At 65.4% G+C, this 21,523-nt stretch carries 21 protein-coding genes, 1 tRNA gene and 1 pseudogene; 7 read left to right on the top strand and 16 right to left on the bottom strand.

Features of this window, described 5'->3' with window-relative positions; all coding sequences use genetic code 11:
- Positions 1-92 precede the first annotated feature (92 nt).
- Together QX039_RS18005 and ppa are read left to right on the top strand one after the other, a co-directional pair.
- Positions 93-602, top strand: a complete 510-nt coding sequence (locus QX039_RS18005; protein ID WP_006611902.1) for a GNAT family N-acetyltransferase — start codon at positions 93-95, stop codon at positions 600-602.
- Between the two features lie 172 nt (positions 603-774).
- Positions 775-1,311 (top strand): inorganic diphosphatase, encoded by a 537-nt coding sequence (gene ppa / locus QX039_RS18000; RefSeq protein WP_011923519.1) that lies wholly within the window; start codon positions 775-777, stop codon positions 1,309-1,311.
- 61 nt (positions 1,312-1,372) lie between these two features.
- Here ppa and folD read toward each other — a convergent pair whose 3' ends face one another.
- The 3 genes from folD to QX039_RS17985 form a co-directional block, all read right to left on the bottom strand.
- Entirely contained in the window at positions 1,373-2,257 is an 885-nt protein-coding gene (gene folD / locus QX039_RS17995; RefSeq protein ID WP_315740473.1) for a bifunctional methylenetetrahydrofolate dehydrogenase/methenyltetrahydrofolate cyclohydrolase FolD, read from the bottom strand.
- A gap of 263 nt (positions 2,258-2,520) precedes the next feature.
- Positions 2,521-2,859 (bottom strand): DUF167 domain-containing protein, encoded by a 339-nt coding sequence (locus QX039_RS17990; protein WP_315740474.1) that lies wholly within the window; start codon positions 2,857-2,859, stop codon positions 2,521-2,523.
- Positions 2,860-2,952: 93 nt separating this feature from the next.
- The gene (locus QX039_RS17985; RefSeq protein ID WP_315740475.1) at positions 2,953-3,243 is read right to left on the bottom strand and encodes a YggT family protein; all 291 of its coding nucleotides are present in this window, start codon (positions 3,241-3,243) and stop codon (positions 2,953-2,955) included.
- Positions 3,244-3,424: 181 nt separating this feature from the next.
- Between QX039_RS17985 and QX039_RS17980 the strand changes: the two genes are divergently transcribed.
- A tRNA-Ala gene (locus tag QX039_RS17980) sits at positions 3,425-3,500 on the top strand.
- Between the two features lie 137 nt (positions 3,501-3,637).
- Here the strand turns inward: QX039_RS17980 and QX039_RS17975 are convergent.
- The 6 genes from QX039_RS17975 to QX039_RS17950 form a co-directional block, all read right to left on the bottom strand.
- Positions 3,638-4,444: a glutamine amidotransferase gene (locus QX039_RS17975; RefSeq protein ID WP_315740476.1), complete on the bottom strand. Its 807-nt coding sequence runs from the start codon at positions 4,442-4,444 to the stop codon at positions 3,638-3,640.
- 80 nt (positions 4,445-4,524) lie between these two features.
- The gene (locus tag QX039_RS17970; RefSeq protein WP_315740477.1) at positions 4,525-5,304 is read right to left on the bottom strand and encodes an SDR family oxidoreductase; all 780 of its coding nucleotides are present in this window, start codon (positions 5,302-5,304) and stop codon (positions 4,525-4,527) included.
- 217 nt (positions 5,305-5,521) lie between these two features.
- Complete coding sequence (locus QX039_RS17965; protein ID WP_315740478.1) at positions 5,522-5,989, bottom strand: TerB family tellurite resistance protein; 468 nt, start codon at positions 5,987-5,989, stop codon at positions 5,522-5,524.
- A 125-nt stretch (positions 5,990-6,114) separates the two neighbouring features.
- A complete protein-coding gene (locus tag QX039_RS17960; protein WP_315740479.1) occupies positions 6,115-7,524 on the bottom strand; it encodes an adenylate/guanylate cyclase domain-containing protein in 1,410 nt (469 codons plus the stop codon).
- Positions 7,525-7,593: 69 nt separating this feature from the next.
- Positions 7,594-8,985, bottom strand: a complete 1,392-nt coding sequence (locus QX039_RS17955; RefSeq protein WP_315740480.1) for a cytochrome P450 — start codon at positions 8,983-8,985, stop codon at positions 7,594-7,596.
- A gap of 207 nt (positions 8,986-9,192) precedes the next feature.
- Positions 9,193-10,566: a hydrolase gene (locus QX039_RS17950; protein WP_315740481.1), complete on the bottom strand. Its 1,374-nt coding sequence runs from the start codon at positions 10,564-10,566 to the stop codon at positions 9,193-9,195.
- A 166-nt stretch (positions 10,567-10,732) separates the two neighbouring features.
- On the opposite strand from QX039_RS17950, the pseudogene QX039_RS17945 reads away from it, so the two are divergent.
- A pseudogene (locus QX039_RS17945) lies at positions 10,733-12,417 on the top strand (MFS transporter).
- 75 nt (positions 12,418-12,492) lie between these two features.
- Here QX039_RS17945 and QX039_RS17940 read toward each other — a convergent pair.
- Entirely contained in the window at positions 12,493-13,494 is a 1,002-nt protein-coding gene (locus QX039_RS17940; protein WP_315740482.1) for an NADP-dependent oxidoreductase, read from the bottom strand.
- A gap of 137 nt (positions 13,495-13,631) precedes the next feature.
- Positions 13,632-14,222, bottom strand: a complete 591-nt coding sequence (locus QX039_RS17935; RefSeq protein WP_315740483.1) for a TetR/AcrR family transcriptional regulator — start codon at positions 14,220-14,222, stop codon at positions 13,632-13,634.
- 105 nt (positions 14,223-14,327) lie between these two features.
- Between QX039_RS17935 and QX039_RS17930 the strand changes: the two genes are divergently transcribed.
- The gene (locus tag QX039_RS17930) at positions 14,328-15,134 is read left to right on the top strand and encodes an oxidoreductase (RefSeq protein ID WP_315740484.1); all 807 of its coding nucleotides are present in this window, start codon (positions 14,328-14,330) and stop codon (positions 15,132-15,134) included.
- Positions 15,135-15,208: 74 nt separating this feature from the next.
- On the opposite strand, the gene QX039_RS17925 is transcribed toward QX039_RS17930, so the two are convergent.
- Positions 15,209-15,424, bottom strand: coding sequence for a hypothetical protein (locus QX039_RS17925; protein WP_315740485.1), 216 nt, complete (start codon positions 15,422-15,424; stop codon positions 15,209-15,211).
- 115 nt (positions 15,425-15,539) lie between these two features.
- Complete coding sequence (locus QX039_RS17920) at positions 15,540-15,827, bottom strand: hypothetical protein (RefSeq protein WP_315740486.1); 288 nt, start codon at positions 15,825-15,827, stop codon at positions 15,540-15,542.
- A gap of 321 nt (positions 15,828-16,148) precedes the next feature.
- On the opposite strand from QX039_RS17920, the gene QX039_RS17915 reads away from it, so the two are divergent.
- The gene (locus QX039_RS17915) at positions 16,149-17,195 is read left to right on the top strand and encodes a polysaccharide deacetylase family protein (protein WP_315740487.1); all 1,047 of its coding nucleotides are present in this window, start codon (positions 16,149-16,151) and stop codon (positions 17,193-17,195) included.
- Positions 17,196-17,274: 79 nt separating this feature from the next.
- On the opposite strand, the gene QX039_RS17910 is transcribed toward QX039_RS17915, so the two are convergent.
- Positions 17,275-17,691 carry a hypothetical protein gene (locus tag QX039_RS17910; RefSeq protein ID WP_315740488.1) on the bottom strand — a complete coding sequence of 139 codons (417 nt, stop codon included), beginning with the start codon at positions 17,689-17,691 and terminating at the stop codon, positions 17,275-17,277.
- Between the two features lie 431 nt (positions 17,692-18,122).
- Between QX039_RS17910 and QX039_RS17905 the strand changes: the two genes are divergently transcribed.
- Complete coding sequence (locus QX039_RS17905; protein ID WP_315740489.1) at positions 18,123-18,701, top strand: hypothetical protein; 579 nt, start codon at positions 18,123-18,125, stop codon at positions 18,699-18,701.
- 17 nt (positions 18,702-18,718) lie between these two features.
- Here the strand turns inward: QX039_RS17905 and QX039_RS17900 are convergent, their stop codons facing one another.
- Complete coding sequence (locus tag QX039_RS17900) at positions 18,719-20,122, bottom strand: GSCFA domain-containing protein (protein WP_315740490.1); 1,404 nt, start codon at positions 20,120-20,122, stop codon at positions 18,719-18,721.
- A 786-nt stretch (positions 20,123-20,908) separates the two neighbouring features.
- Entirely contained in the window at positions 20,909-21,433 is a 525-nt protein-coding gene (locus QX039_RS17895) for a hypothetical protein (RefSeq protein WP_315740491.1), read from the bottom strand.
- Positions 21,434-21,523: the final 90 nt, after the last annotated feature.

Here is a 21,523-nt window from a genome sequence, read left to right as displayed (position 1 = left end):
CTTTCCGCCACGGTGATGCCGAAAGTCCACAGGTTAACCGATCTTTAACGTGGCACCTTGAAGGCGGACCGCCGACTTGCTTTGATCTCGTCATGAGCACAACCCTGATCGAAGTCCGTCCGGCCAAGGCTGCAGATGCGGCTGCGGTGGCGTCAGCCCATGATGAAGCCTGGCGTTCCGCCTACCAGGGGATCATCCCTGGCGCAGAGCTGGAGAAGCTGATCAACCGGCGCGGCCCCCAATGGTGGGACAGCGCGATCCGCAAAGGCAGCCGCGTCAGCGTGCTGGTGTTCAACGACAAGGTCGCAGGCTATGCGAATTACGGCCGCAATCGCGCCCGCAGCCTGCATTTTGACGGAGAAGTCTACGAGCTTTATCTGCGACCGGAATTTCAGGGGCTGGGGTTCGGTCGCCGGCTCTTTCAGTCCGCCAAGCGCGACCTCGCGCAGAGCGGCCTGAAGAGCATGGTGGTGTGGGCGTTGTCCGACAACGATCCCGCCACCGAGTTCTACCGCGCATTGGGCGGCCGCATGGTCGCGCGGTCGTCGGAGCGCTTCGGGCCGAAGTCGCTCGACAAGGTCGCCTTTGCCTGGACCAACTGAGCCTGGACCGGCTGTGCTCTGTGCGCGTTAGGCGTTAACGCGCCCTCGAATTGAACTGAAAGTGTTGGCCTGAGGTAGCTGTTGCGCAGCCGCGATTTTTTTGCGACTGCGAATGCCCGCGCTCATTCCACGGGCGTCCGACCCTGAAACGTTCAAGTTCTACGGAGCATCCATGCGCATCGACGCCATCCCGATCGGGAAAGATCCGCCGCGCGAGGTCAACGTCGTCATCGAAGTGCCGGTCGGCGGCGAGCCGATCAAGTACGAGCTCGACAAGGAAGCCGGCACGCTGTTCGTCGACCGCTTCCTCTATACGGCGATGCGCTACCCCGGCAATTACGGCTTCATCCCGCACACGCTGTCCAACGACGGCGATCCCTGCGACGTGCTGGTGGCCAACACCCGCGCGATCGTGCCCGGCGCGGTCATGAGCGTGCGCCCGGTCGGCGTGCTGCTGATGGAGGACGAGGCTGGCGGCGATGAGAAGATCATCGCGGTGCCGTCCTCGAAGCTGACCCAGCGCTACGACAAGGTCCGCACCTATTCGGACCTGCCGGACATTACGCTGCAGCAGATCCAGCACTTCTACGAGCACTACAAGGATCTCGAGCCCGGCAAGTGGGTGAAGGTGCTACGTTGGGGCAATGCCGACGACGCCCACCAGCTGATCGCCGAGGGCATCGCGCGCGCCAAGGCCGCGAAGAAGTGAAAACAATTGACGTCATTCCGGGGCAGCCGCGCAGCGGCTGAACCCGGAATGACGCAGGTGGTTACACCGCCGGCTTCGGCAGCCCGGCAATGGCGCAGGCGGCGCGCAGTGTGTTGACCAAGAGGCACGCGACCGTCATCTGGCCGACGCCGCCGGGCACCGGCGTGATCGCGCCGGCGACCTCCGCCACTTCTGCATAGGCGACGTCGCCGACCAGCTTCGTCTTGCCGTCAGCTGTTGGGATACGGTTGATGCCGACGTCGATCACGGTCGCGCCGGGCTTGATCCAGTCGCGTTTCACCATCTCCGGGCGCCCGACGGCGGCATAGACCAGATCGGCGCGCGCAGTGAGCGCCGGCAGGTCGCGCGAGCGCGAATGCGCGATCGTCACCGTGGCGTTCTCGTTGAGGAGCAGCTGCACCAGCGGACGGCCGACCAGGTTGGAGCGGCCGATCACGATCGCGTTCATGCCCTCCAGCGAGCCGTGCACGGTCTTGCTGAGGATGATGCAGCCGAGCGGCGTGCACGGCGCCAGCGCCGGCTGGCCGCCGGCGAGACGGCCGGCATTGTGCGGATGCAGACCGTCGACGTCCTTGGCCGGATCGATGGCGTTGATGACGGCCTCGGTCTCCAGCCCCTTCGGCAGCGGCAGTTGCACCAGGATGCCGTGCACGGCGGGATCGCGGTTGAGCTTGCCGATCAAGGCCAGCAGCTCGTCCTGCGAAACGTCGGCCGGCAGCTTGTGCTCGAACGAGGCCATGCCGGCGGCCTGGGTCTGGGTGTGCTTGCTGCGGACATAGACCTCGGACGCCGGATCGTTGCCGACCAGCACGACGGCGAGGCCGGGTGTCAGGCCATGGTCGCGCTTGACCCGCTCGACCTCACGGGCGACCTGCGCGCGCAGGTCGGCTGCAATGATCTTTCCGTCGATGATGCGCGCGGTCATTTTGCTCTATCCTCGGTTCAAAGGCTGTTCATCGAGCAAGATGCTGGCCGCGTGCACCCACCCTCCCCTGGAGGGGGAGGGTCGATCGCACGCGAAGCGGGCGAGCGGGGTGGGGTGAAGCCACGGATGCCGGTGCCGGTGGAGAGATCACCCCACCCCGCCTCACGCTCGCTTCGCTCACCGTGAGGCGACCCTCCCCCTCCAGGGGAGGGTGAAGATCGCCGCTTGCGAAGCCGAAAGGCCTCGGCTCGCGCTTCTTGCGTCTATTCTCGTTGTTTCCGGGTCGGCTTATGGGCTGCGGTGAGGTCGCGCAAGGCCTGATCGAGCGCCGACGGATCGCCGTCGATGGCGACCTGTTTCAGCCGTGACGTCGCGCCAGAGGTGATTCGCACCGAGGCCTTGGTGACGCCGATCGCCTTGGCCAGCAGCTCGGTCACGGCGCGATTCGCCTCGCCGCCATCGGCGATCGCGCGCACCCGGACCTTCAGCACATTGCGGCCGTCGGACAGCGTCTCGACCCCATCGACGGCGTCCCGGCCGCCGCGTGGGGTCACCCGCAATGCGAGGGTGACGCCGCCCTTCGAACATCGCCAAGGGACCATCGATAGGGACCCTCGATCCGAATCAGCAGCAGACCTGAGTTGACGCAAGCAGCACCCTTGAATCCCGCGCGTCTACGTCAGTGCGTGCAGGCGCTAGACAAACAGACCCTGAAGCGCCGGGATGATCACGAACCGGATGAACTGGATGAGGATGAAGAGAACGAGAAACGAAAGGTCCAACGCTCCGGCAGGAGGCACGAAGCGCCGAATCTGTCGGAGCGCGGGCTCTGTCAGAGCATCAAGCGTGTAAAGCACCTGTCGGACCAAGTCGTTCCGGACGTTGATGACGCTGAACGCGACCAGCCAGGACATGATTGCCGCAACGACCAGGATGAACACGTAGAGGCCGAGAAGCCAGTCAACGAAGTCTAAGAGGCGTATCATCCGGGGTTCCTGGAACGAGATATCACCCGGTTAGATATCTGTTCCCTCCCGCGCAAACAAGGGAAGGTGCCCGTCAAGGCTAACAGGCGATGTGACCGTTCTTGACTTGACCAGGGCACCGACTGTAAATGGCGCCCGATCTGCCGGCCGCCTGTTCCCAACATCAAAGCGGTCGTGTTACGGGGCCATAGCTCAGCTGGGAGAGCGCGTCGTTCGCAATGACGAGGTCGGCGGTTCGATCCCGCCTGGCTCCACCACGCTTCGCCTTTCAGGCTACGCGTGGCGCAGCCACGCAATGCCTGAAAGGCGAAGCGTGGTGCCCGGCGTAGCCTCTTGGCGAAGCCGGGCTGAAGTCTGAACATTCCAAGCCAATCGATTGATCAGGACGCCCGTCCTACTCCGCCGCCTCGGCCATCGCCGCCACCGGCTCGCGCGCCAGCCAGCCATCCAGAAAATGTGCCAGCCAGGCCCGCTCGGCGGCATCATGCACGGCGCGACCCTCGAAATGATGGTGGCGCAGACGGGCGCCGGGGGTGTCCAGCCGGGCATGACCGCGGGTGGTCCAGCGGCACATCATCGCGTAGGTCACGTCGGGGTGGAACTGCAGCCCGGTGGCGTTCTGGTATTGATAGGCCTGCACCGGAAAGTCGCCGCCCTCGGCGAGCAGATCGGCGCCATCAGGCAGATCGAAGCCCTCGCGGTGCCAGTGATAGACGTGATCAGGCCAATGCGGGCAAAGCCTGCGCCCGGCCCGGGTCGGGCGGATCGGATAATAGCCGATCTCGGCGCGCCCCTCTGGATGCGGCGTAACCGGCGCGCCGAGCTGGATCGCCAGCATCTGCGCGCCCAGGCAGATCCCGAGAAAGGGACGCTGCTCCCGCAGCGGCACCTCGATCCAGTCGATCTCGCGGCGGACGAAGTCGTCCGGATCGTTCGCGCTCATCGGACCGCCGAAAATAACGGCACCCGCATGCCCATCGAGCGTCTCCGGCAGCGGATCACCGAACCGCGGCCGGCGGAGGTCGAGCGGATAGCCGCGGGCGCGCAGGGCGTTGCCCACGCGGCCAGGGCTCGATGTTTCCTGATGCAGGATGATGAGGACGGGCCGCTGCGGCGCAGCCGCCGGGGCCAGCTTCGAGTAGAGATGCCGAACGTCCGCCTGGGTCCCGTTCGGATGGAGCGAAGGGTCTTGCCTGAGCATCACCTGGCGATCATAGCTAAGCAAAGGTTAACGGCGCGTGAGCGAGCGCACATTGCAAAGCAAGCGCCGGGCCAGCGCGATCAGGTCCGCTTCAGCTGCAGCCGGCCGACCGCGGCGAGGATGAAGCCGCGCGGGAACCAGCGCAGCATGAACGGCACGATCTTGATGCCGAGCCCGGGCAGCACCACGCGCTTGTCGGCCATCAGGCCGCGATAGCCGGCTTCCGCCACGGCCTTGGGCGAGACGTTGAGGATCACCGAATCCACGCCCGGCTTGAAGCCGGCGCGGTCTTGGAATTCCGACGGCACCGGACCGGGACACAGCACCGTGACCCGGACGCCATGCGGCGCCAGCTCCTTGCGCAGCGCCTCGGTGAACGAGATCACATAGGCCTTCGAGGCGTAATAGACCGCCATGCCAGGCCCCGGCAGGAACCCGGCCACCGATCCCAGATTGAGGATGCCGCCCTTGTTGCGGATCAACTGGTCGGAAAAGCGCAGCGACAGCTCGGTCAGGGCGCGGACGTTCACCGAGATCATGTCGAGCTGCTCGGTGCGGTCGAGCTGCACCGCCTTGCCGAACAGGCCGAAGCCGGCGTTGTTGACGAGATATTGCAGCTCCAGGCCGGCAGCCGACAGCGCAGCCTCGATGGTCGCGCCGGCGTCGGGGGAGGTGAGGTCACAGGGGATCACCAGCGGCGCCGGGCCGCCCTTGGCGGCGATCTCCTGCGCCAGCGCCTCGAGCCGGTCTTCGCGCCGGGCCGTCAATACGAGCCGGTGCCCGTTCGCGGCAAACACGCGCGCCAATTCGCTGCCGATTCCGGCAGAGGCACCCGTTACGAGCGTGACACGTTCACCCACGATCCCTGCTCTTCGATCACAATTTGCACATCATCCAATTGCGGCGGACGAGAGCATAGTGGGACGGGAACATGCAAGACACCGCGATGCATGGCCTTGCGCTGGATTGCGGCAATAGCCTCAGATTCACATGGATTTACATGAACGGGGGTGTCCGGAACAAAATTAAAGTTTGTTCATCTCCGCATGAAGTCGGTTCCACCCGGAGCGACGCGGTTCAAGCCGGGGCGCCGGACTTGCGCGCCGCCACCCGGTGCTTGAGGTCGAGGCGGTCATGCGTGGAGACGCCGAGCAGCTCCGAGGCGCGCCAGACCACATTGTCCTCGAATTCGGTCACCTTGCCGTCGGCGTAGACCAGCTCCCACATCATCTCGACGATGCGCAGGCGGCCGGCTTCGTCGACCTCGCGCATGATGACGCTGGTGAAGCGATAGAGATCGACCGCGTCGCCCTCCGCCAGCATGGCTTGCGCGATCAGCCGGTCGGCGCTGCCGGGATCGAGCCCGAAGCGCCGCTCGATCAGGCCGTGCAGCTTGCGACGCTCGATCTGGCTCGGCTCGCCGTCCAGCGAGATGACGTGGATCAGCAGGGCCGTCGCCGCGAGCTGATAGCCATTGTCGTCGAACGCCGGGGTCTGCTGCGGCGAAACGACGTCAGCGATGAATTGGCGCAGTCCTTCGAGCATGGAATCCTTCGCTGTAAGATACGTAGCGGATCGCAAACCGGCCGGCGAATGCTCATTATATGCAAATGCCACGCTGCGCCGACAATCCGCTGCGACCTTTGGACTGCATGACATTTCGGTAAGCCTCAGGGTATTTCGTACACCATCATGCGGTCGGCGATGCCGCGCAGCGCGGCGTGCTTCTGGATGGGCGCGATCTTCGCGCTCCGCAGGATGTCGGCAACGCCGGGGCTCTCGATCACGGGCGCGGTGAGATGGATCTCCTGCGCGGTCGACAGGCTCTGCACGCGCGACGCGATGTTGACGGTCTGGCCGAAATAGTCCTGGCGGTCGTTCAACATCACCGCGAGGCACGGCCCCTCGTGGATGCCGATCTTGACCACGAGATCCTCGGTTCCGCGCTCGGCATTGAGCCGCTGCATCGCCGCGCGCATGCGCAGGCCCGCGGACAGCGCATGCTCGGGCTGGATGAAGGTCGCCATCACGGCATCGCCGATGGTCTTCACCACCGCGCCCTTCTCGGCATTGATGATCTCCAGCAGCGCGCGGAAATGCGCGCGCACCAGGTCGAAGGCCGCGAGATCGCCGACGCGCTCATACAGCGCCGTCGAGCTTTTGAGGTCGGTGAACAGGAAGGTGAGAGAGGTGATCTTCAGCCGCTGGTCGATGTTGAGATTGTCCGCCTTGAACACGTCGCGAAAGGTCTGGTTGGACAATATGCGCTTGGCGGTCAGGAAAGGCCGGCGCTTGCCGAGGAGACGGTGGAGCGCATCGCCGGCAACGAAGACGGTCGGCAGCGTCCGTACGCCGGCCTGATTGTCGAGCGCCAGTCGCAGCGGGCCTGGACGCAACGTGATCGATCCGGTCGGAGGATGCGCCCTGTTGAATAGCAGTCCGAGCTGCTGGCGCTCCCTGGTGGGCTCGCCCTGAACGTCGATGAAATGCGCAGAATGCGTCACCGGTTCGAAGATGATGATGAAATCGGATGGGAGCTGCAGTGAGAGCACGGCCTTCTCACCGGCTGGCAGCTCGAGCGCATCAAGCGTCACTTCTTCGCTGAGCGAGGCAAAAGACTCCCGGTCGAGGTCGATCCCGGAACTCCAGAAGACCTGCTTGTAATACTCCCAGAGCGGCAGCGTGTTCGGATCGTGAGCGGCGATGCTCCTGACCTTGGAGCTCACGGTGAAAGCAACTTCGACCTGCTCGTCGATGGAAGGCTCGTAGCCGCAAGCGCATAGTCCGCAATGGTAATCGTCATGGCGGAGAGATTTCAGCGTGGCGTGCGCATCCAGCACGCCGCTGCAGCCAGGACAGAGCACGTTCCAGGTCAGATCGAACAAGCCGATCCGTGCAGCATGCAGGAACCCGGAAATAACCCGTTCCTCATCGAGACCGGCGCGCGCCGAGAACTCCAGGGCATTGATACGGTTGAGTTCGTGATCTTCACCCGCCTCAATCAACCGTGTGATCGCGTCCGCAACGGCCGGATCGGCGGTCTGCTTCAGAACCGAAAGCTGGGCCTGGATGTCGCTCATGGCGTGTTAAGATGGTGCCTAGCAAACCCACAAGCAAGAGACGAAGCGATGGCCCGGCCGCCGCCGGGATCAGACGCCCGCCCTGGGCGTGAGCTTGAACAGCGGCGAGCGATCCGGCTGGGTCGTGACCACGCCGACCGGCATCACGGGTGCGGCGTCGAGCATTTCGATGTCGAAGGCCGCCACCAGCCGTGCCAGCGCCAGCACCGCCTCGGTCAGGGCGAAATGAGCCCCGATGCAGACCCGCGCGCCCGCTCCGAACGGCAGATAGGCAAAGCGCTCCGGCGGCGGCGCGCCCGGCATGAAGCGATCCGGTATGAAGGCGTTGGGCGTTTGCCACAGCCTCTCGTGCCGGTGCAGCAGCCAGGGCGAGATCAGCACGACGTCGCCGCGCTTCACCTGGAACTCGGCGATACGGTCCGGCCCGCTTGCGGCGCGCGCAATCAGGAAGGCGGGCGGATAAAGCCGCAGCGTTTCGTCGATCACCGCGCGTGTGAATGGCAACTGATCCGGATTGCTCAGATCCGTCGCGGCGCGCGCCTCCTGCGCCAGCCTGTCCTGATTGGCTGGGTCGAGCGCGATGAGATACAGCGCCCAGAACAGCGCCGTCGCGGTCGTCTCGTGCCCGGCGAGGATCATGGTCGCGACCTCGTCGGCGAGCTGCGCATCGGTGAACGCAGCGCCCGTTTCCGGATCGCGTGCCGCGCCCATCAGGTCGAACAGGTCGCGCGGCGGCGCATCCTCCAGCTTGCCGGCCGCGCGCCGCTCGGCCATCAGCATGGCGACGAAGGCGGTCCAGCGCTTGCGGAAGCGTCGGCGCGCGAAGTCGCGCGGCGTCGGCCAGGACAGCGGCAACACGATGTCGAGCAGATGCGGGCTGGCCAGCCGCGCGCCATACTCGTAGACGAAATCGCGCAGGGTGGCGCCGTGCCGGCCCATCTCGAACGAGAACATCGTGCGGCCGGCGATGTCGAGCGTCATGCGCTGCATGATCTCGCGCAGGTCGAGCGGCTGACCGCATTGCTCTCTCAGCCGGACAACGGTCTCGTCGGTCACCGCGACCATGTGCGGAACGAGGCCGGAAACGGCGCGCGGCGTGAAAGCCGGCGCCAAGGTGCGGCGCTGGTGCTTCCACGCCTTGCCTTCGGCGATCAGCAGCCCCTCGCCGAGCACTGGACGCAGCACGCGGATGGCGCCGACGGTGCGGACGTAGTTCTCCCAATTGTCGACCAGCACATGCTTGATGGTATCAGGCGTATTGAGAATGTAGCTGGAGCTGCCGAAGAAGCGGCCGCGGATGATGTCGTCCTCATAGGCGCGCTGGCTCCAGGTCGCGATCGCGTTGTCGCCCATCATCAGCACGCGGCGCAGCGCGCCCATGCTGTCCGGCGCCCGCGGCGGCGTTGGAGGAACCAGTGGCAGGCGTGCCTGCGGCAGGTAGTGGACTTCGGCGGTACTCATTCACTGCCTCTCGACGCTGTCGTGAGCGGGGGACGGCGGACCGGCTGCACGGCGGCATGCCGAGCGCCGGCTGCTGTAGGACGAACCGGCCGGCCGCGGAACGGCGGTTTCCTGCCAGAGGTAATTCGGTCACCTCGCTTGCAACATGCGTGGGAGAGCGCGATTCAGCGCTCTCCGAGGCTGTGATGTACCATCATACTCCAGCAACTAATTAGTCAGCTCGATCATCGCAATCCTGCTCTCCGATGCTGGCCAAAGACGGGCGGCGATGCGTTCCTCGTTGAACAGTCCGATGACGCTGCGCCCGACGTCGCCCGCTGGCAGCCGCAATGTCGTCGCTGCATCGGTCGGTATTCCCTTCTGTACGTCCCCGGGTTCCTTGCCGTCGAGCAGCACGATGTCGCGGGGCAGGCCGAAATAGCCGCGCGGCCTGATCATGATGAGAATCGCTCCGGCGCCGGCATCGGCCTGGCCGAGCGGCCGCGCCGCGCGCAGATGCACGACGTCGGACGAACGCGGGAACGGCGAACGGTAGAAGTGCGTGATCGGCGCGCCCGGCGAGGTCAGCACGATCTCGAGATAGGATGTCGGATCGACCTCCGCGGGACCCCAGCGTCCGTCGGCGCCGGTCTGGCCGCGATAGACAGGCTCGCCGTTGCGTGCGCCGGTCTCGCTCGAGACGCGATAGACCTCCACGCTTGCGCCCGCGACTGGGCGATTGGTCGGCGCGCCGCCCGGCGTTCCCGTCACCAGGCCGCTGATCCGCACCTGCTGCTCGGGCTGGATCGCGATCTGCGTCGGCTCACGGCCGGCGATGAATTTGTAGATCTCGCGGAACGCGCGCGGGTGGAATGCGACCTCGCGATGGTCGAGCGCGCCGATCACGAGATTGGTCGCGCCCTTCAACGCCGGCCCTTCGGCCGTGATCCCGGTCGGCACACCAGGCTTGCCGACCAGGCGGCCATCGGCCTGCGCATATTTGTCGAGGCCGTCGCTGCGCAGCGTGAGGAAGGCGGTGCCCTCGGTCACCTCGCTGTCACCGGCATTCAGTCCGCGCAGGAACGGGCCGCGGCCGTTGAACTCGCTGCCGGGACTGTCCTCCCAGTCGAACACGCCATGATTGGGCGTGCCGCACAGTACGGCATGGCTGATATCGCCGCCGCCGCCGTTCTTCACCACATTGCGGATCGCGTTGCCGCCGCGCGAGCTGCCGACTAGCGCGATCCGTGCTGCACCGGTGCGCTCCTTGAGCGCCTTGATCGCTTCGGCAAGTTCGCGCCGCTGGTCGTCGGTCGACGAGCGACCCGGCTGCGCCACGGCGTCGTCATTGCGCGCCAGCGGGTCGGTGAAGTTGAGCGCGGCAAGGCGCGTTCGCGGCACGCCGTTGGATTCCATCCGCCACAGCGTCGTCAGCCAGAGCGCCGCGTGGTCGCCATTGCCATGCACGAACAGGATCGGGGGAATCTCGCCTGCCGATGTGGTCGCCGCCGCCGTTTGCGTATGTGCAGGTAAGGTCAGACCGCTGGTGAGCAGGGGCAGGGTTCCCATGGTCTGCAGAATGGTGCGGCGCGTCAGCTTCATCGGCGGTCTCCCTTTCGTCTCATTCATTTTGTGTTCGTTGGCCGCGGTCCATGATGCGAGCCTGGATAGCGAGCACTGGACAGCGGCGGACATTCGCAGGCATCACATACGTCCGGGCGGAATCAAGCGATAGTTCAATGCGGACGGACGACGTGGACGGAACAGCATGAATGCGCCGCAGAAACGTGAGCTGTTTGCGGCCGAGGGCATCGCCGCGCCGCTCCGGCACGCGGTGTTCCGCCGCATCTGGCTGGCGAGCCTGCTGTCGAATCTGGGCCTCCTGATCCAGGCCGTGGGCGCCGCCTGGGCGATGACGCAGATGACGTCGTCGGCCGACAAGGTGGCGCTGGTGCAGACCGCCTTGATGCTGCCGGTCATGTTCATCTCGATGCCGGCCGGTGCCATCGCCGACATGTATGATCGGCGCATCGTCGCGCTGGTTGCGCTTGCGGTGGCCCTGGGCGGCGCCGCCACCCTGACCGTGCTGGCCTGGCTCGGCCTCGTGAGACCCCAGAGCGGCTGCTGGCGCTGTGCTTCGTGATCGGCAGCGGCATGGCGCTGATGGGGCCGGCGTGGCAATCCTCGGTCAGCGAGCAGGTGCCGCCAGAGACGCTGCCGGCGGCGGTCGCGCTGAACGGCATCAGCTACAACATCGCCCGCAGCTTCGGCCCGGCCATCGGCGGCGTGGTGGTCGCCGCTGCCGGCGCGGTCGCAGCCTTTGCGGCGAATGCGCTGCTGTATCTGCCGCTGCTGGCCGCGCTGTTCCTGTGGCGGCGCGTGGTCGAACCGAGCCGCCTGCCGCGCGAGCCGCTCAACCGCGCCATCGTCTCTGGCGTCCGCTACATCGTGCATTCGCCGTCGATCCGGATCGTGCTGATCCGCACGCTGGTCACCGGCATCATCGGCGGCTCGATCTCGGCGCTGATGCCGCTGGTGGCGCGCGACCTGCTGCATGGCGGCGCGCAGACCTACGGCATCATGCTCGGCGCCTTCGGCATGGGCGCGGTGGTCGGCGCGCTCAACATCGGAGAGATCAGGAAACGGCTGTCCGGTGAGGCCGCGATCCGCACCTGCGCGCTGACCTTGGGTGCGGCCACCGCCGCCGTCGCACTCAGCACCACGCCGGTGCTGACGGCGGCGGCGCTCGTCATCGCCGGTGCGGTGTGGATGCTGGCGGTGGCGCTGTTCAACATCGGCGTGCAGCTTTCGGCGCCCCGCTGGGTCGCGGGCCGCGCGCTGGCGGCCTTTCAGGCGGCGATCTCCGGCGGCATCGCGATCGGCAGCTGGGGCTGGGGCCGCCTGACCGACGCCGCCGGCGTCGAGGTCGCGCTGCTGGTGTCGGGAGCGCTGATGATGGTGTCGCCGCTGCTCGGCCTGTGGCTGCGGATGCCGCCGATCGGGGCCCGCAACGAGGACGGCGAGACCTTGGCCGATCCGGAGGTGCAGCTCGAGCTGACGCCGCGCTCGGGGCCGCTGGTGGTCGAGATCGAGTACCGCGTCGCCGAGGACAATGCCCGCGCCTTCCACGACCTGATGCAGGACGTGCAGCTCAGCCGCCAGCGCAACGGCGCCTATGGCTGGTCGATCGCCCGCGACATCGCCGATCCCGAATTATGGACAGAGCGCTATCACTGCCCGACCTGGATCGACTATCTGCGTCAGCGCAACCGCTCGACCCGCGCCGAGCGCGAGCTGCACAAGCGCGCGATCGACTTCCACATCGGCACCGACCCGGTGCGCATCCGCCGCATGCTGGAACGCCCGTTCGGCTCGGTCCGGGCCAAGGAGGATATCGACCGCACCGCCGAGCAGGCACCGGCCGTTGCGTCAGCGGCCCGCAGCGGGCCCTAGAACGGCGGGGGCAAGCGTAGCCTTCGCGAGCTATGTCCGCTTCAGGATCGCTGTCAGCTGCAATCAAGAAACCCGCTACTGCACCTTGATCACGACCTTGCCCTTTGCACGGCCGGTCTCGACATAGGCGAGCGCCTCGGGCGTCTGGGTGAAGGGGAATATCTTGTCGACGACGGGGCGAATCGCGCCGCCATCGATCAACCCGGCGATCTGCGCGAGTTGCCGGCCATCGGCGCGCATGAACAGGAAGGAATAGTCAACGCCGAGGCTCTTTGCCCTCTTGCGCACGCTGCGGCTCAACAGCCGGATAACAAGCTTCAGAACGGCGTTCAGCCCGAGAGCCGTGGCAAAGGCCGGATCGGGCGGCCCCGAAATCGAGACGAGGCGGCCGCCCTGCTTCAGGACGTTCAGCGATTTCGCAAGCGTCTTCGGATCCTGGCTGTGCAGCACGACGTCGTAGCCCGAGAGAACTTTTTCGAAGTCCTGGGTCGTGTAGTCGATCACGACATCGGCGCCGAGGCTGTTGACGAGGGCGGCGTTCTTCGCACTCGTCGTCGTCGCGACCGTCGCCCCCAGATGTTTGGCAAGCTGGATCGCGATCGTACCGACGCCGCCGGAGCCAGCCTGGATGAAGACCTTCTCGCCCGGCTTCACCTTCGCGACATCGACCAGAGCCTGCCACGCCGTCAGCGCGACCAGCGGCACGGACGACGCCTCTTCCATCGTCAGTGTGCGGGGCTTGAGTGCGACATCGTCTTGGTGGATGGCGATGAATTCCGCGAAGGTGCCAATGCGGTGATCTCTTGGCCGGGCATAGATCTCGTCGCCGACCCTGAAGCGGCTGACCCCATCGCCGACCTTGACGACGGTCCCGGCGACGTCGTGACCGAGCACGAAGGGCGGACGGTAGGGCAGGAAGATCTTGAACTCGCCGTCCCTGACCTTCGAGTCGATCAGGTTCACGGCCGAGGCATGAACGCGAATGAGGACGTCGGCGCTCTGGACCTGCGGATCGGGCCGCTCGACGAGGCGTAGCGGGCCCTTCTTCTGGTACTTCTCGACGGCGTAGGCTTTCACTGGGACTCTCCTGTCTGTGGTCCTTGCCTGGCAATGTGTCGCTTCCGCCGTGCGATCTGCACAAATTCAGGTGTGGTCGAGGCTGATGGCGCCGCGCGTGACGTCATCCGAACGCACACGACGCGCGCATCGGGGGTTCATTCAGGCTTAGGAAGCTGATGCGCGCGAAGGCCAGCCAAGGTGCGGATCGCGAGTTTTCCGCTCCGCAGGATGCCACTCGACGCCTCTTCGTCGACTGCGCGTGCCAGTTGGAGCGTCCCGATCAGGGTCGCAAAGATCGCGCATGCCACATCTTCCCTCGCTTCGACATGGGCCGGAAGTGCTTCCGCGAGAAGCAGCACAAGGGCGCGAGACTGTTGGGCATACATGCCGCGCGTCTCTTCCGGCTGCCGCGCAAGCTCCGGTAACAGTGCCGCGGAGGCGCAGCCCTGCCCCGGATGGTCCCGGTGTTCGGGGGAAAGATAGATGTCGATCAAGCGATCGAGTCCCCCTTCGTCCAGCACCTCGCGCAGCCATACGGCCTGCCTGCCGAGGGAGTCGGAGATCGTCTCGCGGACGAGATCGGCCTTCGAAGGGAAGTGCGGATAGAAGGCGCCGTTCGTCAGGCCGGCATCCTTCATGATCGTCGCCAGACCTGAGCCCGCAATTCCATCCGTGCGGAAGCGCTCGACAGCGACGTCCATGATCCTGCGGCGCGACGTGTCCTTTCGGCCCTTTTCGTATCGCATGACGCCTTCGTCCGCATCTCTATTGCATTATGATCATAATATCACTAAACGATCATAATGCAACCCGTCTCTGACGCGAAGTCCGAGATTACGTGAGGAAAACACATGGCCGCCGTAAGAACTGCAATCGTGACCGGGGCATCCTCCGGCATCGGCTACGCTGCCGCCGAAGGTCTAGCCCGCGCGGGTTTCACGGTGTTCGGAACAAGCCGGAAGATCGCCAATGACGGCCCCCAGGGCGTCACGATGCTGGCCTGCGACGTCACCGACGAGGCGTCGGTTTCTGCGCTGATCGCAGACGTCGTCTTGAGGGAGGGGAAGATCGACCTCCTCGTCAACAACGCCGGCATCGGCATGTTCGGCGGCGCCGAGGAATCCTCGATCCCGCAATCGCAGGCGCTCTTCGACGTCAATGTCTTCGGCGTGATGCGGATGACGAATGCGGTGCTGCCGGTGATGAAACGCCAGGGCGGCGGCCGCATTCTCAACATCGGCTCCATCCTCGGGGTCATCCCGGCGCCGTACTCGGCGCATTACTCGGCCGCCAAGCATGCGATCGAGGGCTATTCGGAATCGCTCGACCACGAGGTCCGGGCCTTCAATGTCCGCGTTTCCGTCATCGAACCGGCCTATGTCCGCACCGTTTTCGATCAGAACGGCATGGAGCCCGACCAGCAGAAAGCCGAATACGATCAGGCGCGCATGGCTGTCGCGGCGCTGCTGCGGGATGTCATGCCCAAGGCCGACCTGCCGGATGTCGTCGTGAAGGTGATCATCAAGGCGGCGAGCGATCGGGTCCCGCGCCGGCGCTACACCGCAGGCAATGCGGCGCGCATGGTCAGTCTGCTGCGCCGATTCGCAACCGCCGGACTATTCGACAAGACCCTGCGCAAGCAGTTCCGGCTCGCGTAGTCAGACGCTTCCGACCGCCTTCGGGCGGGCCGCACCAGTTCGCGAAAATTGCTGTCCGTGCTGCGGGACGGACCTTACTGCCCGTGCTCGGTCAGCACCTTTTCGCAAGCCTTCGACAGCTTGGCCCGATGCTCCTTGAGACAGGCCAGCACCGCCTGATCGCCGTTGTTCATCACCGCCCGGCAATGCCGCGAGACGTCGCGCGCGCAGGCATCCTGGCCGGGCTGCTGCTGGGCTGAGGCCGCCGCCGCCATCAGAACCAGAGGAATGATCGTTAGGATTTTGTTCATGACTGGCGCCTCGCTCCCGGCATTGAAAGGTTGGCGGCGCTTTTAGTGGTCACAACCGGCCGTCGCAAGCGCCGCGGTCGCAGCCGGGGCGCGCAGGGGAGCCAAGAGCGGTTCCTCAATTGGCGTCGTTGACCTCGGCGACCTTGCCGCTGCGCCGGGAGACCTCCTTGTCGAGCACGGCGCGGCAGCCGGAGCTGAGCGACGAGCGGTTCTTGATCATGCAGGCGGTGATCGCCGGGATGTTCGGGATCTCGCTGCTGCACAGGCGGAAGGCGTCGCCGGTGCACATCTGCTGCGCTTCGGCGCTGAAGGCGAAGCTCGCAGTCGAGGTGAAGGCCGAGACGGCGGCGACGCTGATGGCGGTCAGAACGGCCTTTCGCAGAACATTGGTGGACGTCGTCATGGCTGGCTCCCATTGGCGCCGCATGTTTGCGGAGCCGCGTGTTTCAATGCGCCCATCATGGCCTGATCGCTCTCTAGCAACCGTGATGCGGGTCACGCCAGATCCAAACCTGGTCGGCAGTTCCGGCAGGCCGATGGCCGCGGCGACACGTCGCTCCGGTGAACTGCCGCTTCGGCGCCGGCATCATTCTGGAAATCTTGCCCGATCCTGGTCGTGTTGGCACCGCGTTAAGGAATCGTTGGCACTAATGGAAGCTAATTGAAGGAGGCGGACAGCGTTGCGTCCGCCATCGAGTGTCTCGCGCTTTCGGGAAGAGTAACCATGCGTAATGCGTTAGGCTTGCTGCTGGCCACCGTCGTCGCGGCGTTGGCGATCACCGGTGTCTGGTACTACGTATCGAAGCCCAGCGCCGCCAAGGCCGCCGCGCAGAGCGCAGCGGCGAGGCCGTCCGAGCCGTCGCCGCCGCCTCCGGCGCGAGTCGCCGCCAAGGCCGGCGCCAAGGACGATGTCGAGATGACCGGCACGATTTCCACGCGCATGGCGGCAAGCGCGCCGGCGCCCGTGCAGCCCAAATCGACCTGCGCCAATCCGGACGCGCTCGGCATCTCCCGCACCGTCATGGTCGACACCACCGGCGGCCCCGGTTTCGGCCTCGACCATTTCAAGCAGTTCGACTTCCTCGCCGACCACGAGGTGGTGCTGACCTTCGACGACGGCCCGTGGCCGGTCAACACGCCGGCGGTGCTGAAGGCGCTGGCCGACGAATGCACCACCGGCATCTTCTTCACGATCGGCAAGCATGCGACCTATCATCCGGAGATCCTGCGCCAGGTGCTGGCCGCCGGGCATGTCGTCGGCGTTCATACCTGGTCGCACGCCAATCTGAACGGCAAGAAGATGACCGACGAGACGGCGAAGGAGGAGCTCGAGAAGGGCTTCAGCGCGGTCAAGTTCGCGCTCGGCACCAACCCGGCGCCGTTCTTCCGCTTCCCGCAACTGCAGCACCGGCCCTCTGCCGTGGCCTATCTCGGAAGCCGCAATGTCGCGATGTTCTCCTGCGACGTCGACAGCTTCGACTTCCGCTCCAAGGATGCCGACCAGGTCGTCAACACCGTGATGACCGGGCTCGACAAGAAGGGCAAGGGCATCATCCTGATGCACGACTTCCAGAAGAACACTGCGCTGGCGCTGCCGACCCTGCTGCGGCGGCTCAAGGCCGGCGGCTACAAGGTGGTTGCGATGAAGCCGAAGGGCACGCTCGACACGCTGCCGGAATATGACGCGATGATCGGCCAGGATCCGAAGCTGCCGACGACAATGACCAATGCGCGGCCGATCTCGAGCGTGATCCAGACCATCTCGCAGTGATGCTCCGCTGCAGGGTCTCCTCGCGCGAAAGGCCGGGCATTCGCCCGGCCTTCTTCGTTTGTCGCCTGTCGCCGGCCGCTCACCAATAGATGCCGTGGCGATGCAGCTCGCGGACGATCCGGGCTTCAGTCCAGCTCTCGCGGCGCGTCCGGTCGGAGCGCGCCGATTTCGACCGCCGCGATGATTTCTGCACCGAGCGGGTCGGCTCGGGCGCCGGCGTCGCAGCGGCGACGGCGGGCTGTGGTGGAGTTGTTGCGGCGACCGGAGCCGCGGGAGCCGCAGGCGCAACCGGTTGCGCAATCGGCTGGACCTGGACCGCGGCTGCTGGCACCGGCGCCGGCGTGACGGTGACCTCGCCGGCCTGCTGGACATAGCTCGGGCGCGGTGCCGGAGCGGCGGCATCGCTCGACGTCATCGACAGGCTGCGCGTTCCCTCGGCCTGTGCGGCCGCGGCGGACGCGAGCATCATGGCTCCGATCAGGATTATCTTGCGCATCGTGAAGGCTCCCCTCGTTGACTGAGAGGAGGTTTAGACGCCGGCGCGACCGTCCGATGTGACCGCGGTCACGCTCGGCCCTGCAAGCGCGAATGGAGCCGGGATCTCGGCACATGTCATTGCGGACCGGCGCACCATTTTTCTCGAACCCTTTTCGCCGCCGCGGCGACTTCCGTTCAGGACGCGGGAACTCGGGACGAGCCCAGCCGGACAAGCGACCGACTGCAGCATTTGCGCGGTGGCGCCCGCGGCAGTCCTGCTTACCTGACTTTTGCTACCAAATGACCGTCACGACGCGGTGCTTCATGGGGGCCAGGGCGATCTCAAGATTGAGGTATGATTGTATGTATATGTCCTGTTCATTGGTGCTGGTTCAGAAGATTCGCCGAATCCGATAGTCAGGGCGATCGATTCGGAGGAAGGATGCGCGCATGGGCCGGGTGATCGTTGCGATGTTCATGGCGGCCGTGACGTTGCTGGCCGCCAGCGGGCAGGGCCGGGCGCAGTCCGGCGACAACAGCGTCGAGGAGATCTATATCGCGCGGAGCGTGCGCCAGGGCCGCGTCGTGCCGTCGGATTTCTGCGCGCCGACCAAGACCGGCTTCGCGCCGGCGCTGGAGGATCAGCTCTCGATCCGTTCCGTCGGGGTCCGGCCGGCTGACGGCCGCATGACCGACACCGGCGACAAGAGCATCGGCGAGATGCGGGTCTGCATCGGTCAGGCGATGGATCCGACCCTGCTCGGCACCTACGCCGAGGGCCAGCTCAACGGCATCGCATTCACCGGCATCGGCGATTGCCGGCTGGTGCGCGGCAATCTGCCGGAGGACGGCCTGCTCACGCACCGCTGCTTCCTGGCGCTGTCGGGCCTGCCTGAGCCCTATGTCGGCGGCTTCCTGGTCTCGAGCTCGCTGTATTCGAAGACGCCGTTCGGACCTGAGAGTTCGCCGCCGGGCTATGCCCAGGCCGGCATCCTGGTCATCCGACTCTGGAAGAAGCGGCTGCCCTGAGGCCGCCGTTCGCGCGCTCAGGCCGGCGAGAAGGTCTGCACGAAGGCGCGCACCGCCGCGGACACCTTGTCCTCCGAGACGTGCCAGGCGGCGCCGTCGTCGGCGGCGAAGAAGCTGGAGGCGTTGGAGCCGGCCCAGCGGAACACCTCGAACGACGGCCAGTACCAGATGTCCTCGAGGTTCGAGTTGTTGACGACCTCGTGCGCGACCAGCCGCATCGTGCTCTTCGACAGGCAGTCGGCCTGCACCACCGATTCATATTCGAACGAGGTCAGCAGCGGCACCGGCGACACGGTGACGATCACCTTGATGCCTGGCCGGATGCTGCGGATGAACTCGATCAGATAGAGCACGTTGTCGACGTTCTCCTGCACGCTGGCGGTGCGGAACTTGTACTTCTCCGCCAGCGCCCGCGAGTTCAGCGCGGTCGGCCGCGGCAGCACGAAGGCGCCGGTCTCGCGGTCGAAGAACGCCGCGGCGACGCCGAGCGTCAGGATGAAGACATCGGCCTGCTTGATGACGGCCAGCGTGTTCTCCTTGCTCGATCCCGGCGGCAGCAGCTCGACGATGCGCTCGCGGATCTCCGGATCGATCTCGGCGTCGCGCAGCCAGTCGACGAACACGCGGTTGGCGAAGGTCGTGTTGATGTACTCCGAGATCTCCATGTGGTGGCTGGAATAGCCGCTGTCGGTGAGGCTCTTGGAGAGGTTGCGCGCGAAGCACGAGCCCATGGTGAAGAAGCGCGTGCTCTTGTCGAGGAATTTCGGCGCGGCGGCGAGGTTCACCGCGATGTGGTTGGTGATCAGCGTCTGCAGGTCGCCGAGGAAGTCCTTGGTCTCCGGGTAGCGTCCGACCTTGGCGCGGCCCTTGGCCTCCTTGGCCTTGCCCTTCTTGGCGTTCGACCGCGCGAGCTCCAGCGTCTCGCGGTTGATCGGGTTGTCATAGGCCGGGTTGAGCTTGATCGCCTTCTCCAGCGCGGCGACCGCTTCCTCGAATTCGTTGCCCTGGGTCAGGATCTCGCTGAGCGAGAAATAATCGGCCGCCTGGTTGGAGGCGTGGGCGAGCTTGCGGAACAGCTCCATCGAGCGGGTGAACGGCCCGACATGGCTGCAGCGCACGGCCGCGCTGCGGATCAGGTGCAGGTTGCCCTCGCTCGGCTCGTCGAAGATCTCCGGATGCTCGTCGAGGATCGCCAGCATCATGTCGCGCGCCTCGGCGCGCTTCTTGTGCGAGCCGTCGTCGATCAGCTGCGCATAGATGAAGCGCGCGTTGATGTCCTTGGGGTCGAGCTCGAGCAGCTTCTGGAACGCGAGCTGGGCGCTGACGAAGTCCTTGTCCTCGATGTATTTGTAGGCGAGCGTCCGGATCTGGCCGACGATGGATTGAAACTGGGTGTGGTTGTCGAGGGCAGTCGTGCTCATGTCGCGGGTTCGCCTTTGTCTCGCGTTGCGTCTTCGGCCGTCGGTCCGGCGCTGCTGCCAGCGGCCGGTGCATCGCCAGCGGCGGCCGACTGATCACGCGCACGGGCGCTGCGGCCCCGCGAGAGACGTCCCGACCATGACCTCTGGATACTGATCGCCACCGGCCCTGCCGCTGGCGTACGCCCGAGCGCAACCGACACCTGCGGGATTCGAACGCGACGACGCGCTCGTCCGGATCGCCGCCAGCCGCCAGTGCGGGCATTCATCCCGCCGCTCGCACCGGACGATGGCGCGATTTGGGTTAAGCAATTCTTAACCGGCCAATGGTGCGCGGCGAGCGGACGCGACGAGAGAGACAGGAAGGCGGAGCAACGGAGAGAGGCTGGTGCACTAGAGGGCACCTCACTATAGTCGCACTTTATTGACTTACCTTGCGAATTTCTGCGCGACTTCGGCGAAGGCCAACGAAAAGGCCAACATTTTTCGCGGCCTTGGGCGAACGATCCCGAACGCCGCGAAGACTTTCCAGACACTACGCGCGACTACGCGCGCGCGCGTGGCGGGACCGAAAGCGACATCGCTCGTTCTCAGTGGGCGGCGAGCACCGTCTAGACCAGCGCGTCCCTCGCCGCCCCCGCCAATAAGATAGTGTCTTAGTTGAGACCCCCGGACCTTGCTCATGCCACGCGTTCGGCTGCGGCGCCCCGTCCGCCGGTGTCCGCACGCCCTGCATTTTGTCGTTCGCGGTCGCCGGATATTGTACGGAGACGGCTAAAGTCTCTGCTCCTAGACCAAGTAAGCGATTGCGACAGCCGCCAGTAGCTTGAATGTGGTGATGATAAGAACGAATCCTTGTGCCCGCTCATCTGCCTCCAGGCGCGCCGTCGCGACCGAGACGGCAGCGCTTTTTAACTTTGCATCTATGCCGCGCCGTTGCACCTCATCAAGAGCAAGAGCGTAATTAGCGTCCCCAACGTCTTGCAGTGGCCGCGAGAATCTGTCTGGGTCGCGCATAGAGCCATAGTACGCCGTAGCCAACGCCAAGGTGTCGTCCGGCAGTCTTGAGATTTCCTCGTTGTGCCGCGCCGCGGTGAAATCACCGACCGCGGCGAGCACGTCAGCCATCTCACCCCACAGAACTATTTTGCTGAATGAGGCTCTGTATCGGAACCTCATTGCGGCGAACCACGCGAACGCGGCAAAGCCCGCTAACCAAACAGCCGCGTAGGCGATGAGCCCGTGCCAGCCAGCGAAGTAGTAGCAGGCCGCAACGCAGATGATATCGAGCGCGAAATAAGTTGCCTTCTTCACGTCTCAGTCTCCTTTCCTATCCTCTTGAGCCCTGAGCGAGGCGGTCCGCACCGGTTAGCCGAAAGAAAGAGCCGGCGCACCTCTCAGCGC

The sequence above is a fragment of the Bradyrhizobium sp. SZCCHNR1043 genome, from assembly GCF_032489675.1.
Classification (GTDB): domain Bacteria; phylum Pseudomonadota; class Alphaproteobacteria; order Rhizobiales; family Xanthobacteraceae; genus Bradyrhizobium.
This window is presented reverse-complemented; position numbering and strand designations above follow the sequence as displayed.

What these genes read in the sequence shown, in the direction of transcription:
- folD (WP_315740473.1), bottom strand. Translation starts at nt 2,257, where the DNA reads ATGACCGCGCGCATCATCGACGGAAAGATCATTGCAGCCGACCTGCGC.
- QX039_RS18005 (WP_006611902.1), top strand. Translation starts at nt 93, where the DNA reads ATGAGCACAACCCTGATCGAAGTCCGTCCGGCCAAGGCTGCAGATGCG.
- QX039_RS17910 (WP_315740488.1), bottom strand. Translation starts at nt 17,691, where the DNA reads ATGCGCAAGATAATCCTGATCGGAGCCATGATGCTCGCGTCCGCCGCG.
- QX039_RS17905 (WP_315740489.1), top strand. Translation starts at nt 18,123, where the DNA reads ATGGGCCGGGTGATCGTTGCGATGTTCATGGCGGCCGTGACGTTGCTG.
- QX039_RS17930 (WP_315740484.1), top strand. Translation starts at nt 14,328, where the DNA reads ATGGCCGCCGTAAGAACTGCAATCGTGACCGGGGCATCCTCCGGCATC.
- QX039_RS17935 (WP_315740483.1), bottom strand. Translation starts at nt 14,222, where the DNA reads ATGCGATACGAAAAGGGCCGAAAGGACACGTCGCGCCGCAGGATCATG.
- QX039_RS17955 (WP_315740480.1), bottom strand. Translation starts at nt 8,985, where the DNA reads ATGAGTACCGCCGAAGTCCACTACCTGCCGCAGGCACGCCTGCCACTG.
- QX039_RS17990 (WP_315740474.1), bottom strand. Translation starts at nt 2,859, where the DNA reads ATGGTCCCTTGGCGATGTTCGAAGGGCGGCGTCACCCTCGCATTGCGG.
- QX039_RS17965 (WP_315740478.1), bottom strand. Translation starts at nt 5,989, where the DNA reads ATGCTCGAAGGACTGCGCCAATTCATCGCTGACGTCGTTTCGCCGCAG.
- QX039_RS17915 (WP_315740487.1), top strand. Translation starts at nt 16,149, where the DNA reads ATGCGTAATGCGTTAGGCTTGCTGCTGGCCACCGTCGTCGCGGCGTTG.
- QX039_RS17900 (WP_315740490.1), bottom strand. Translation starts at nt 20,122, where the DNA reads ATGAGCACGACTGCCCTCGACAACCACACCCAGTTTCAATCCATCGTC.
- ppa (WP_011923519.1), top strand. Translation starts at nt 775, where the DNA reads ATGCGCATCGACGCCATCCCGATCGGGAAAGATCCGCCGCGCGAGGTC.
- QX039_RS17925 (WP_315740485.1), bottom strand. Translation starts at nt 15,424, where the DNA reads ATGAACAAAATCCTAACGATCATTCCTCTGGTTCTGATGGCGGCGGCG.
- QX039_RS17975 (WP_315740476.1), bottom strand. Translation starts at nt 4,444, where the DNA reads ATGCTCAGGCAAGACCCTTCGCTCCATCCGAACGGGACCCAGGCGGAC.
- QX039_RS17950 (WP_315740481.1), bottom strand. Translation starts at nt 10,566, where the DNA reads ATGAAGCTGACGCGCCGCACCATTCTGCAGACCATGGGAACCCTGCCC.
- QX039_RS17920 (WP_315740486.1), bottom strand. Translation starts at nt 15,827, where the DNA reads ATGACGACGTCCACCAATGTTCTGCGAAAGGCCGTTCTGACCGCCATC.
- QX039_RS17985 (WP_315740475.1), bottom strand. Translation starts at nt 3,243, where the DNA reads ATGATACGCCTCTTAGACTTCGTTGACTGGCTTCTCGGCCTCTACGTG.
- QX039_RS17960 (WP_315740479.1), bottom strand. Translation starts at nt 7,524, where the DNA reads ATGAGCGACATCCAGGCCCAGCTTTCGGTTCTGAAGCAGACCGCCGAT.